We start from the raw sequence: 12,961 nt of genomic DNA, 5'->3' as shown, positions 1-12,961 counted from the left end.
TCACGTCATAGAGTGAGGGCCCCGGCCGAGAGAGAGAACCAACCGTGATCACCGCGATCGTCCTTATCAAGACCAGCGTGGACCGGATCCCCGAGATCGCGGAATCGATCGCCGCGCTGGACTCCGTCAGCGAGGTCTTCTCCGTCACGGGCACCTACGACCTGATCGCGATGGTGCGGGTGGTCCGCCACGAGGACCTGGCGGAGGTCATCCCGGGCCGGATCAGCAAGATCCCCGGCGTCGAGGGCACGGACACGCACGTCGCGTTCCGCACCTACTCCCAGCACGACCTGGAGGCGGCGTTCGCGATCGGTCTCGACAGCTGAGCCCCTCCCCCGCGGACCGGTGAGGGCCGGGCGCGCGGTTCCCCGCGCCCCTCGATCGCGCCTGCCCGCAGGCGGCCTCAGGGGCGCGGGGACCGCGCGACCGGCCACGACGGCGCCGCGCAACGGGCCCGGTCAGACCGCGGGCACGCAGCGGCCGTCCTCGGTCCGGTAGCGCCACTTCGCGCCGTCCCTGACCAGTTCCCGCACCGCGGTCACGAAGCGCTCCACGTGCTCGTCCGGCGTGCCCGCGCCGAAGCTCACCCGGATGGCGTTGAGGGACTTCTCGCCCGGCGCCGCCTCGGGCGCGCCGCACTCGCCCTGGCTGCCCGGGTCGCTGCCCAGCAGGGTGCGCACCAGCGGGTGGGCGCAGAAGAGGCCGTCGCGGACGCCGATCCCGTACTCGGCGGAGAGGGCGGCCGCGAAGTGGGAGCTGTTCCAGCCCTCCACCACGAAGGAGATCACCCCGACCCGCGGGGCGTCGTCGCCGAAGAGGGAGAGGACCCGCACCTCGGGCACCTCGGCGAGGCCCGCCCGGACGGTGTCGATCAGGTGCAGCTCACGGGCGACGAGCGTGTCGAAGCCCGCCTCGGTGAGGGCCTTGCAGGCGGAGGCGATGGAGTAGGCGCCGATCACGTTCGGCGAGCCGGCCTCGTGACGGGCGGCGCTGTCGTGCCACTCCACGTCCACTCCCCCGTCCGCGCGCCGGGTGACCCGTCGGCTCGCGCCGCCGCCGGCCAGGTACGGCTCGGCCTCGCGCAGCCAGTCGGCGCGGCCGGCCAGGACCCCGGAGCCGAACGGCGCGTACAGCTTGTGGCCGGAGAAGGCGACCCAGTCGACGTCGAGGTCGCGGACCGAGACCGGGTGGTGCGGGGCCAGCTGGGCGGCGTCCAGGACGATCCGGGCGCCGTGCGCGTGGGCCGCCGCCGCCAGCTCGCGGACCGGCCACAGCTCGCCCGTGACGTTCGAGGCACCGGTGACGCAGACCAGGGCCGGGCCGTACGGGTCGCGGTCGGCCAGGGCGCGTTCCAGGGTCTCGACGGCCTGTTGCGGGGTGCGCGGGGCGTCGAGGTAGGTGACCCGGGCGTCCTGCCAGGGCAGCAGCGAGGCGTGGTGCTCGGTCTCGAACACGAAGACCTCGCAGCCGGCCGGGAGCGCGGCCGCCAGCAGGTTGAGGGAGTCGGTGGTGGACCGGGTGAAGACCACCTGGTCGCCGGTGCGGCAGTCGAGGAACTCCGCGACCGTCCGGCGGGCGTTCTCGAAGAGGTCCGTGGACAGCTGCGAGAGGTAGCCGGCGCCGCGGTGGACGCTGCCGTAGTACGGGGCGTACGCCGCCACGTCGTCCCAGACGCGCTGGAGGGCGGGGGCGCTGGCCGCGTAGTCGAGCGCGGCATAGGTGACTTCGCCGCCCGTGACGAGCGGAACGGTGACATCACGGCCCAGAACGGCCAGCGGGGCACAAACGGTCTGGGCGGAGGCAGCGGTGGAGACGGACATGGGGAACTCCCGTGAGCGGCAAGGCGGAATCACCACGCGAGCACACGGGCTCGAGCGCGGAGAAAGGAGAATGGGGTGTGCGGAGGCGGGGCTCTACGCCCTAGCGCATTCGCTTGCTCACGGGTGGCTCCCTCGATGACCAGGACCCCTGGTGCTGGGCTCGTTCAGGAGCCGTCGAGGGGTCCGCGCTTGCCGTAGACCTCGCTGCCTACGACCTGGTCCTCACCCGGGGCACCCCGCCACGGACGGAGGGTTGCCGGACAGTCGGCCGGGGCCTCATGACTGTCACTCATGACCTGTTCGTCATCCTGCCACACGGCCTGTGAAGCGCAAGGCGCGGTCCGCATCCTGGACCGCGCCTCGCCCCGCTCCCCGGGCCGGGCCCCGCGCCGCCTCGCCCGGCCGCGCCGCACGCGGCCGGGGAGGGAGGATCAGGCGTTGCTGACGGCCACCCAGCGCTCCAGCGTCCGCCGGGCCGCGCCGGAGTCGATCGACTCCGCCGCCCGGTCCATGCCGGCGCGCAGCTGCTCGGCCAGCGTCCCGGAGCCCGGCCGCAGCGCCACCAGCGCCGCCGCGGAGTTCAGCAGCACGGCGTCCCGCACCGGGCCGCCCTCGCCGTTCAGCAGCCGCCGCGCCACATCCGCGTTGTACGAGGCGTCGGCACCGCGCAGCGCCTCCACCGGCACCGGTTCGATGCCGACGTCCCTCGGGTCGAAGGCCTCCTCCGTCACCCGGCCCCCCCGTACGACCCACACCCGCGAGGTGGCGGTCGTGGTCAGCTCGTCCAGGCCGTCGTCGCCGCGGAACACCAGCGAGGAGTTGCCGCGCTCGGCGAAGACACCCGCGATGATCGGCGCCACCCGGGCGTCGGCGACGCCGACCGCCTGCGCGCGCACCTTCGCCGGATTGGTCAGCGGGCCCAGGAAGTTGAACACCGTCCGGATGCCCAACTGGCCACGGGCGGCCGCCACATGGCGCAGGGCCGGGTGGAACTTCACCGCGAAGCAGAAGGTGATCCCGGCCTCCTCGGCGACCTCCGCCACCCGCTTCGGGGTCAGTTCGAGGTTGACCCCGAGCTTCTCCAGGACGTCCGAGGCGCCCGACGCCGACGAGGCGGCCCGGTTGCCGTGCTTGACGACCTTGGCGCCGGTGCCCGCGATGACGATCGAGGACATCGTGGAGATGTTCACCGTCTTCGCGCCGTCGCCGCCGGTGCCCACGATGTCGACGGTGTCGCCCGGCACCTGGATCACATTGGCGTGCGCGTACATCGCCTCGACCAGACCCGTGATCTCCTGGACGGTCTCGCCCTTGGCCCGCAGTGCCACCGCGAACCCGGCGATCTGCGCGTCGGTGGCCTCGCCGCGCATGATCCGGTCCATCGCCCAGGCGGTGCTCGCGGCGCTCTGGTCGCGGCCCTCCAGCAGACCGTTCAGTACCGCGGGCCAGGAACGGCCCGCCGCGGTGTCGCCTCCAGCGGGGGTCACAGCGCTCATCAGCCGCTCCTGGTTCGTAGACACGTACAGACTCGACTACAGCCTATCCAGCGCCGGACACGGCGAAGGACCCCGTCCGAAGACCGGACGGGGTCCTTGTGTGCGCGTGGCGAGCGCAGCGATCAGTGGTGGCCGTGGCCGCTCGTGATCTCCTTGTACTCGTCGACAGTCGGCTTCTCGATCTGGCTGTCCTCGTCGAAGTACGCCTTGCTGATCTTGGCGCGCAGCTTCTGCGAGCCCTTCAGCTTGCGCTCGACACCGTTCTCGTCGACCGTCGGGCCGAGTTCGAGCGGCTGGTACTGCTCGTGCGCGGTGAGGGTGTGCAGCTGCTCCTGGCTGAGCGGCTCGTGGATCTCGATGAACTCACCGTGCGGCAGGCGCTTGATGGTGCCGGTCTCGCGACCGTGCAGCACCTTGTCCCGGTCCCGGCGCTGGAGGCCGAGGCAGATCCGCTTGGTGACGATGAACGCGATGACCGGTCCGACGAAGAAGAAGATCCGGACGAACCAGGTGATCGAGTTGATCGACAGGTGGAAGTGGGTGGCCCACAGGTCGTTGCCACCGCCGACCAGCGTGATCATGTACATCGTGACCCAGGCGGTGCCCAGGGCCGTACGGGTCGGCGCGTTGCGCGGGCGGTCCAGGATGTGGTGCTCGCGCTTGTCGCCGGTGATCCAGGACTCGATGAACGGGTACAGCGCGAGCGCGGCGAGCACGACACCGAAGAGGACCAGCGGGATGAACACGCCCAGGACCAGCGTGTGGCCCCAGATGTTGATCTCCCAGCCCGGCATGTAGCGGATCAGACCCTCGGCGAAGCCCATGTACCAGTCGGGCTGGGCGCCGGTCGACACCTGGTCCGGACGGTAGGGGCCGATGGCCCAGATCGGGTTGATCTGCGCGATCGCCGCGATGGCCGCGATGGCACCGAAGACCAGGAAGAAGAAGCCTCCGGCCTTGGCCATGTAGACCGGCAGCAGCGGCATGCCGACGACGTTCTTGTTGCTCTTGCCGGGGCCCGCGAACTGCGTGTGCTTGTGGTAGAAGACCAGGATCAGGTGGCCCACGACCAGGCCGAGCATGATGCCCGGCAGCAACAGGATGTGGATCGAGTAGAACCGCGCCACGAAGTCGTGGCCCGGGAACTCCCCGCCGAAGAGGAAGAACGAGATGTACGTGCCGACGATCGGCATGGACAGGATCGCGCCCTCGGTGAAGCGGACACCGGTGCCGGAGAGCAGGTCGTCCGGGAGCGAGTAACCGGTGAAGCCGGTGAACATGCCCAGGACGAACAGCAGGAAGCCGAACAGCCAGTTGATCTCACGCGGCTTGCGGAACGCGCCGGTGAAGAACACGCGCATCATGTGCACGAACATGCCGGCGAGGAAGATCAGCGCCGCCCAGTGGTGGATCTGCCGGATGAGCAGACCACCGCGCACCTCGAAGGAGATGTGCAGGGTCGAGCTGAACGCCTCGGACATCAGCTGTCCCTGGAGCGGGACGTAGCTGCCGTGGTACACCACCTCGTTCATCGAGGGGTGGAAGAACAGCGTCAGATACACACCCGTGAGGATGATGATCAGGAAGCTGTAGAGGCAGACCTCACCCAGCATGAACGACCAGTGGTCGGGGAAGATCTTGCGCATGTTGGCCTTGGCCAGGGAGTAGATCCCCAGCCGGCCGTCGGCCCAGTCGGCGATCCGCTCGCCGGCCGGCGCCTTCCCGCGCGAGCGGGACTCGGTGGTGGTCGTAGTGCTCATCCGCGCTCCCAGAATGCAGGACCGACGGGCTCTGCGAAGTCGCCGAGCGCCTCGAGGTAGCCCTCGGGGTTCACGCCGATGCGCAGCTGCGGCAGGGCGTGACCGGCGGGACCGAAGATCACCCGGGCGCCGTCGGACAGGTCGAAGGTGGACTGGTGGCAGGGGCACAGCACGTGGTGCGTCTGCTGCTCGTACAGGGAGATCGGGCAACCGACGTGGGTGCAGATCTTCGAGTACGCGACGATGCCGTCGTGCGACCACTCGAGCTCTTGCTTGTCCTTGATGTCGTCCGGCTGGAGCCGGACGATCATCACGGCCGCCTTGGCGATCTCGTTCTGGAACTCCTCGTCCGTCTCCTCCAGGCCCTCGGGCTTGACGAAGGTGAGCGAACCGACGGCCACGTCCGAAGCGCGCAGCGGCTGGTTCGTGTTCATGTTGACGAGGAGCTTGCCCTTGGACCACATGGTGTGGCGCATCTTGTCCTCGGGCAGCGGACCGAGGTCGCGCAGGAGGACGACGCCGGAGAGCGGGAACAGCGCCAGCGCACCGAACATCGTGTTGCGGATCAGCTTGCGACGGCCGAGCGCGGACTCCGTGGCGCCTTCCTTGAAGTCCGCGAAGACCTTCGCGCGGACCTCGGGGGACGCCTCGATCGGGTGACGCTCGTCGGCGACCTCCACGTCGGACATCAGGGTGCGGGCCCAGTGGACCGCGCCCGCGCCGATGCAGAACAGCGCCGCGCCCAGGGTCAGACCCAGCGCGAAGTTCAGCGCGCTGATGTGACCGATCGGGAACACGAAGATCGACTTGTCCGGCGGGATCGTCACGTACGACGCGATGAAGCCGACGGTGGCCAGCATCGACAGCGTGAACAGGAAGGCGACCGCACGCTCGGACCGCTTCGCGGCCCGCTCGTCGATGTCCTGGATCCGGTGCTCGTGGGGCGGCAGCCCCGGGTCGGCGAACGGGTTCTGCTCGTCCGCGACGTCCACGGCGCCGTGCGCGTGGGCCTGCTCAGCGGGCAGGTTCTCTTCTGGAATGTCTTGGCTACTCATGACTTCTTGGCCTTTGCGGTCCGAGCGGCGACCCAGACGGCGACCGCGACCAGGGCGCCGAGACCGAAGATCCACGCGAACAGACCCTCGCTGACCGGCCCGAGGCCGCCCAGTTCGAGACCGCCGGGGTTCACCGTCTCATCGCTGTTGACCGCGTTCAGGTACGCGATGATGTCCTTCTTGTTCTGCTCCGACAGGGTGGTGTCGGGGAACGAAGGCATGTTCTGCGGGCCGGTCTGCATGGCCTCGTAGATGTGCTTCGGGTCCACACCCTCCAGGTCCGGCGCGAACTTGCCCTCCGTGAGGGCACCGCCCTTGCCGGTGAAGTTGTGGCACTGCGCGCAGTTGGTGCGGAAGAGCTCGCCGCCCTTGGCGATGTCCGCGCCCTCGGGGCCGTACTGGGCCGAGGTGGGGACGTTCGGGCCGGCGCCCAGCGACGCGATGTAGGTCGCGAGCTGGTCGATCTGGGCCTGGCTGTAGATGTTCTTCTTCTTCACCACCTGCGGGCCCTGGGAGGTCGCCGCGGGCATACGGCCGGTGCCGACCTGGAAGTCGACGGCCGCGGCGCCCACGCCGACCAGGCTCGGACCGTCGGAGGTGCCCTGACCGCCGGTGCCGTGGCAGCTGGCGCAGCCGACGGCGTAGAGCTTCTTGCCCTCGTCGATGGCGAGGGACTGGGAGGTTTCATCGGCCTGCGCCTTGCTCGCGGGCGCGAACGCGGCGTACAGCCCCCCAGTGGCCGCCAGCGCGAGGAGTAGGACGACGACCGCCGCCAGCGGATGGCGTCGTCGTGCGGAGAGCTTTTTCACGGATTACCCCGGTGTCAGGATCTTCTGCGTCGATGCTTCTGGAAGGTGCGCGGGATCGGGCCCGGCTACTTGATCATGTAGATCGTGGCGAAGAGGCCGATCCAGACGACATCGACGAAGTGCCAGTAGTAGGACACGACGATGGCCGCGGTCGCCTGTTCATGGGTGAACCTCTTGGCCGCGTACGTCCTGCCGAGGACGAACAGGAAAGCGATCAGGCCGCCCGTCACGTGCATGCCGTGGAAGCCGGTGGTCAGGTAGAACACCGAGCCGTACGGGTCCGAGGAGAGCGAGAGCCCGTCCTTCTTCACCAGCTCGGTGTACTCGTAGATCTGACCGCCGATGAAGATCGCACCCATGATGAAGGTGATGATGAACCAGCCCCGGAGCTTCTTCACGTCACCTCGCTCGGCGGCGAAGACACCGAGCTGGCAGGTGAGGGAGGAGAGCACCAGGATCGTGGTGTTCGTCGCCGAGAACGGGAAGTTCAGGGCGGACGCCATTTCCTTCCAGTGGTCGGGACCCGTCACCGATCGCAGGGTGAAGTACATCGCGAAGAGGGCCGCGAAGAACATCAGCTCGGAACTCAACCAGATGATGGTTCCTACGCTGACGAGGTTCGGCCGGTTGACCGACGGGTGCGCGTGCCCGGTTTCTACTGTCGTTGCTGTCGCCACGACCGACATTATGTCGGTCCCTTATCCCGCCCTCACTCCGGGGGGTGCCGTTCGGAGTGTTCCCAGCGTGTGCAGTGCCCGTATGGCCCATCGAAGCGGTGTTCCAACAGGTGTTGACAGCCTGTTCAAGGGAGTAGCATCCGCCGCACCGGTTCTGTCCGTACGACGCTGACGTCTCGGAGGAAACATGCAGCCGACCGCCACGGTGCTGGTCTACAGCGACGATTCCAACACCCGCGAACAGGTGCGGCTCGCGGCCGGACGCCGGCCCGCCCCGGACGTGCCCGCGGTCGAGTTCCTGGAGTGCGCCACCCCGGCAGCGGTACTGGCCGAGATGGACCGGGGCGGCATCGACGTCTGCGTGTTCGACGGTGAGGCCGTGCCGATGGGCGGCATGGGCCTGTGCCGGCAGATCAAGGACGAGGTCTTCGAGTGCCCGCCGGTGCTGCTGCTCATCGCGCGGCCGCAGGACGCCTGGCTGGCCACCTGGAGCCGCGCCGACGCCGCTGTGACGCTCCCGGTGGATCCGGTGGAGTTCGCGGGGTCGCTGGCCGCTCTGCTGCGCCGGAAGCGGCTGCTGAGCGCCTAGCCGGACGGGGCGCGGGGTTCCCGCAGGGGCGAGATCCGGTCGGCCGGTGACGGCCGGTCCCTGACGGCCCCTCACGCCCCCTCGTTCACCCGGCCGGGTGACGGCCGGCCCCGGTCGCCCCCGGCGGGGTCACACCGGCGTCGGGCGCAGCCTCGCCGTGTCCTCGGGCCGGGAGCTCTGAGGGGTGCCGCCCTGGAGTGCGCTGCCGCTGCGCCACTTGTCCCAGGTCACGTTCCAGTCGCCGAAGCCGTTGCCGAACGGCTCCATCTCGTGGCCGTTGGAGTTGACGACCTGGACGACGTCACCCTCGCGGACGGTGTTGAAGAACCACTCCGCGTTGCTGGTGCTCATGCCGACGCAGCCGTGACTGACGTTCTCCGAGCCCTGGGAGCCCACCGACCAGGGGGCGGCGTGCACGTACTCGCCGCTCCAGGTGATCCGCGAAGCATAGTAAACGGGCAGGTCGTAGGAGTCCGAGGTGCCCTCCTCGATGCCGATCGTGGTGCCGCGCATGCGTACTTGGCGCTGCTTCTCCAGGATGACCTTGACGCCGTTGCGGGTCTCGAAGCCGGGCCTGCCGGTGGTGACGGGGATCCGGTTGATCGGCCGGTCGTTCTTGTAGACCGTCAGCTGGTGCGCCGCCGAGTCCGTGACGGCGACGACGCGGTCGCCCGTGGTGAGCTTCAGGGGCGCGGCCGCCTTGCCTCCCCACAGCCGGTCGTTGATGCGCATGCCCGCCAGGTTGCTGTGCACCTGGACGGTCGCGTGGGCGGGCCAGTAGTCCTTGGGGCGGTAGTGCAGCTCCTTGTCGTTCACCCAGAACCAGGAGCCCTCCACCGCGGGCGTGGTGTCCACCTTCAGGGCCCGCTCCACGACGGCCCGTTGACCCTTGTCCTTGACGGGCACGCTGAGTTGGGCGACGACCGGCTGGCCGACGCCGTACAGGCCCGACCTGGGGGTGAAGAGGACGTCGACGTTCTGTCCGGCCTTGGTGGCGGGCCGGCCGGTGTCGAAGGTGAGGACCTTGCGGCCGGGCGCCCCGTCGTCGTCCTCGGTGCTCACCCGCACCGTGTAGCGGGTGTCGGCGGCGAGCGGCGCGGTGCTGTGCCAGCGGCTGCCGTCCGCGGCCAGCTCGCCCGCCACGTAGCGGCCCGACGCGTCGACGGCCGTGACGTCCGTGAGGCGCCCGTCGGAGTCCTCGGCGGTGACCTCCAGGGGCTTGGCCGGGTCGGCCTTCTTCCCGGTGTCCGTCGGGGCGTTGAAGGCGATCTCCGGGTCCGCGTCGTAGGGCCGGGCGGAGAGCGGGTCTCCGTCCGCGCCGCAGGCGGTGACGCCCGCGCAGAGGGCGATCACCAGCAGCGCGCAGCCGACGGTGGTGCGGGGGCGGGGTGAGTGGCTCATGCCATCACGCTAGGAAGCTTCGTCGGCACCGGCGCGTTGAGTAGCCCTTAAGAGCGACCGGACCTGCGGCAAACACAGGAGCCCGGGTCCCCCTGGCGGGGGATCCGGGCTCCCGGGTGGTGCGGCGGCCGACCTGGGGTCGGCGCGTGTCACTGGGTGCGGTTCTCACCGCGGTAGTACTCGAAGACCCAGCCCCACAGGCCCAGCAGGATCAGCGGGGCCGAGAAGTACAGCAGCCACCAGCCCATCGCGACGCCCAGGAAGGCCAGGGCGCCACCGACGGCCAGGGACAGCGGCTGCCAGCTGTGCGGGCTGAAGAAGCCCAGCTCGCCGGCGTCGTCCGCGACGTCCGCCTCCTTGTTGTCCTGCGCACCCGCGTCGACCCGCCGGGCGGTGAAGCCCAGGTAGAAGCCGATCATGATGCACAGGCCGAAGGCCAGGAAGAGCGCCGTGGTACCGGCCGGCTCCTTCGACCACACGCCATAGACGATCGCAATGGCGAGGACGAAGACGCTCAGCCACATGAACATCTTGCCCTGGATCTTCACTTGCCGGCCTCCTTGCCGTCCGTGATGGCGCCACCGTGGGCGGCGTGCTCCAGCTCCAGAGCGGCGATCTCAGGGTGGTGCAGGTCGAACGCCGGGGATTCGCTGCGGATCCGCGGCAGGGTGAGGAAGTTGTGGCGCGGCGGCGGGCAGGACGTCGCCCACTCCAGCGAGCGGCCGTAGCCCCACGGGTCGTCCACGCCGACCGGCTTGCCGTACTTGGCGGTCTTCCACACGTTGTAGAAGAACGGAAGGATCGACAGACCGAGGACGAACGAGCTGATCGTGGAGACCGTGTTCAGGGCGGTGAAGCCGTCGGCCGCCAGGTAGTCGGCGTAACGACGGGGCATGCCCTCGGCGCCCAGCCAGTGCTGGACCAGGAAGGTGCCGTGGAAGCCGACGAACAGCGTCCAGAAGGTGATCTTGCCGAGGCGCTCGTCGAGCATCTTGCCGGTGAACTTCGGCCACCAGAAGTGGAAGCCGGCGAACATCGCGAAGACGACCGTGCCGAACACGACGTAGTGGAAGTGCGCCACCACGAAGTACGAGTCCGAGACGTGGAAGTCCATCGGCGGCGAGGCCAGGATGACACCGGTCAGACCACCGAAGGTGAAGGTGATCAGGAAGCCGACCGCCCACAGCATCGGGGTCTCGAAACTCAGCGACCCCTTCCACATCGTGCCGATCCAGTTGAAGAACTTCACGCCGGTCGGAACGGCGATGAGGAACGTCATGAAGGAGAAGAACGGCAGCAGCACTCCACCGGTGACGTACATGTGGTGGGCCCACACCGTCACGGACAGACCGGCGATCGAGATGGTCGCGGCGATCAGGCCCATGTAGCCGAACATCGGCTTGCGCGAGAACACCGGGATGATCTCACTGATGATGCCGAAGAACGGCAGCGCGATGATGTACACCTCTGGATGGCCGAAGAACCAGAAGAGGTGTTGCCAGAGCAAGGCTCCGCCGTTGGCCGCGTCGAAGACGTGGGCGCCGAATTTACGGTCGGCCTCCAGCGCGAACAGGGCCGCGGCCAGCACCGGGAAGGCCAGCAGGACCAGAACGGCCGTCAGCAGCACGTTCCACACGAAGATCGGCATGCGGAACATGGTCATGCCGGGCGCACGCATGCAGATGATCGTGGTGATGAAGTTGACCGCGCCGAGGATGGTGCCGAAGCCGGAGAAGGCCAGACCCATGATCCACATGTCGGCGCCGATGCCCGGGCTGCGGACCGCGTCCGACAGCGGGGAGTAGGCGAACCAGCCGAAGTCGGCCGCACCCTGCGGGGTGAGGAAGCCGCCCACCGCGATCAGCGAGCCGAACAGGTAGAGCCAGTAGGCGAACATGTTCAGCCGCGGGAACGCGACGTCCGGTGCACCGATCTGGAGCGGCATGATCCAGTTCGTGAAGCCGGCGAACAGCGGCGTCGCGAACATCAGCAGCATGATCGTGCCGTGCATCGTGAACGCCTGGTTGAACTGCTCGTTCGACATGATCTGCAGACCAGGCCGGGCCAGCTCCGCACGCATGAGCAGCGCCATGACGCCACCGATGCAGAAGAACGCGAAGGACGTGGCGAGGTAGAGCGTTCCGATCGTCTTGTGGTCAGTGGTGGTGAGCCACTTGATCACGACGTTTCCGGGCTGCTTGCGCCGTACGGGCAGTTCGTCCTCGTAGTACGAGGCTCCGGCCGCCGCGGCGCCCTGAGGTTCGTTGACGATGCTCACAGGTTGTTCGTCTCCCGGTTCTTCTCGTGGCTCGTCTGCGCGATGCCGGCGGGAACGTAACCGGTCTGCCCCTTCTTGGCGAGGTCCTTGAGGTGCTGCTGGTAACGCTCGGGGGAGACGACCTTCACGTTGAACAGCATCCGGGAGTGGTCGACGCCGCAGAGCTCGGCACACTTGCCCATGAAGGTGCCCTCTTGGTTGGGCGTCACCTGGAAGGAGTTCGTGTGGCCGGGGATGACGTCCATCTTCATCAGGAACGGCACCACCCAGAAGGAGTGGATGACGTCACGCGAGGTGAGGACGAAGCGGACGGTCTCGCCCTTCGGCAGCCACAGCGTCGGACCGGGGTTGCCCGTCTGCGGGTTGCGCGTGCCGGGCGTGCCGACGTCGTAGACGCCGCCGGCGTTCGCCGGGAACTCCGCCTTGAACCGGTCCGGGATGGCGGCCAGGTTCTTGTCGGTCTTCGCGTCACCGGTGGAACCGTCGACGCTCTCGATGTAGTTGAAGCCCCAGCTCCACTGGAAGCCGACGACGTTCACCGTGACGTCGGGCTTCTTCTCGAGGCTGAGGAGCTTCGACTCGTCACGGGCGGTGAAGTAGAACAGCACCGAGACGATGATGATCGGGACCACTGTGTACAGGGCCTCGATCGGCATGTTGTACCGGGTCTGCGGAGGAACCTCGACCTTGGTCCGGGTGCGCCGGTGGAACATGGTGGCCCACAGGATGAGGCCCCAGACCAGCACGCCGGTGGCGAGCGCGGCCGCCCACGAGCCCTGCCAGAGGGAGAGGATCCGCGGAGCCTCGTCTGTGACCGGGGTGGGCATACCAAGGCGGGGGAAGTCTTCCCAGTTGTACGAGCAACCAGTGGCTGTCGCCAGGACCAGGCCCGCAGTCATTGCCTGCAGCAGCTTCCGCCGCATCGGGCGCCGCGGCGAGCGGTCGGAGCCGTTGGGACTCACGTAGCGCCTTCCCGAGAGTCTCGCCCGCGCTGTTCGGCTGCGGCCTTCTCGCTGGTCGGTCGCCGCCCTGCGTCGGGCAGGGGTTTGGATGTTTATGCGGACCAAACCCTACTG

General features: G+C 68.6%; 12 protein-coding genes and 1 riboswitch. Of the genes, 2 read left to right on the top strand and 10 right to left on the bottom strand.

What is annotated here, in order from left to right:
* Positions 1–44 precede the first annotated feature (44 nt).
* Positions 45–326, top strand: a complete 282-nt coding sequence (locus tag ACZ60B_RS07755; protein WP_469385129.1) for an Lrp/AsnC family transcriptional regulator — start codon at positions 45–47, stop codon at positions 324–326.
* Positions 327–458: 132 nt separating this feature from the next.
* On the opposite strand, the gene ACZ60B_RS07750 is transcribed toward ACZ60B_RS07755, so the two are convergent.
* The 6 genes from ACZ60B_RS07750 to ctaE form a co-directional block, all read right to left on the bottom strand.
* Complete coding sequence (locus tag ACZ60B_RS07750; protein ID WP_469385128.1) at positions 459–1,820, bottom strand: aminotransferase class V-fold PLP-dependent enzyme; 1,362 nt, start codon at positions 1,818–1,820, stop codon at positions 459–461.
* Between the two features lie 180 nt (positions 1,821–2,000).
* A riboswitch (SAM riboswitch) is annotated at positions 2,001–2,117 on the bottom strand.
* A 134-nt stretch (positions 2,118–2,251) separates the two neighbouring features.
* Positions 2,252–3,316, bottom strand: coding sequence for an anthranilate phosphoribosyltransferase (trpD, locus tag ACZ60B_RS07745; RefSeq protein WP_469385127.1), 1,065 nt, complete (start codon positions 3,314–3,316; stop codon positions 2,252–2,254).
* Positions 3,317–3,438: 122 nt separating this feature from the next.
* A complete protein-coding gene (qcrB, locus tag ACZ60B_RS07740) occupies positions 3,439–5,076 on the bottom strand; it encodes a cytochrome bc1 complex cytochrome b subunit (protein ID WP_469385126.1) in 1,638 nt (545 codons plus the stop codon).
* Positions 5,073–6,131, bottom strand: coding sequence for a cytochrome bc1 complex Rieske iron-sulfur subunit (gene qcrA, locus ACZ60B_RS07735; RefSeq protein WP_469385125.1), 1,059 nt, complete (start codon positions 6,129–6,131; stop codon positions 5,073–5,075). The genes qcrB and qcrA overlap by 4 nt, the downstream gene beginning before the upstream one ends.
* Positions 6,128–6,940 carry a cytochrome bc1 complex diheme cytochrome c subunit gene (qcrC, locus tag ACZ60B_RS07730; RefSeq protein ID WP_351600003.1) on the bottom strand — a complete coding sequence of 271 codons (813 nt, stop codon included), beginning with the start codon at positions 6,938–6,940 and terminating at the stop codon, positions 6,128–6,130. The genes qcrA and qcrC overlap by 4 nt, the downstream gene beginning before the upstream one ends.
* A gap of 65 nt (positions 6,941–7,005) precedes the next feature.
* A complete protein-coding gene (gene ctaE / locus ACZ60B_RS07725) occupies positions 7,006–7,626 on the bottom strand; it encodes an aa3-type cytochrome oxidase subunit III (protein WP_152886520.1) in 621 nt (206 codons plus the stop codon).
* Positions 7,627–7,804: 178 nt separating this feature from the next.
* On the opposite strand from ctaE, the gene ACZ60B_RS07720 reads away from it, so the two are divergent.
* A complete protein-coding gene (locus tag ACZ60B_RS07720; protein ID WP_469385124.1) occupies positions 7,805–8,206 on the top strand; it encodes a response regulator in 402 nt (133 codons plus the stop codon).
* A gap of 129 nt (positions 8,207–8,335) precedes the next feature.
* Here ACZ60B_RS07720 and ACZ60B_RS07715 read toward each other — a convergent pair whose 3' ends face one another.
* The 4 genes from ACZ60B_RS07715 to ctaC all read right to left on the bottom strand — a co-directional run bounded on the left by ACZ60B_RS07715 (position 8,336) and on the right by ctaC (position 12,847).
* Positions 8,336–9,607 carry a L,D-transpeptidase gene (locus ACZ60B_RS07715; protein ID WP_469385123.1) on the bottom strand — a complete coding sequence of 424 codons (1,272 nt, stop codon included), beginning with the start codon at positions 9,605–9,607 and terminating at the stop codon, positions 8,336–8,338.
* Positions 9,608–9,756: 149 nt separating this feature from the next.
* Positions 9,757–10,155 carry a cytochrome c oxidase subunit 4 gene (locus tag ACZ60B_RS07710; protein ID WP_351599995.1) on the bottom strand — a complete coding sequence of 133 codons (399 nt, stop codon included), beginning with the start codon at positions 10,153–10,155 and terminating at the stop codon, positions 9,757–9,759.
* Positions 10,152–11,885: an aa3-type cytochrome oxidase subunit I gene (gene ctaD / locus ACZ60B_RS07705; RefSeq protein ID WP_469385122.1), complete on the bottom strand. Its 1,734-nt coding sequence runs from the start codon at positions 11,883–11,885 to the stop codon at positions 10,152–10,154. Before ctaD ends, ACZ60B_RS07710 begins: the two co-directional genes overlap by 4 nt.
* Entirely contained in the window at positions 11,882–12,847 is a 966-nt protein-coding gene (gene ctaC / locus ACZ60B_RS07700; protein WP_469385121.1) for an aa3-type cytochrome oxidase subunit II, read from the bottom strand. Before ctaC ends, ctaD begins: the two co-directional genes overlap by 4 nt.
* Positions 12,848–12,961: the final 114 nt, after the last annotated feature.

It is taken from the genome of Streptomyces sp. NPDC104096 (assembly GCF_055584385.1).
Note: the sequence above shows the minus strand (reverse complement) of the source record. Positions and strands in the feature narration are given on the sequence as shown.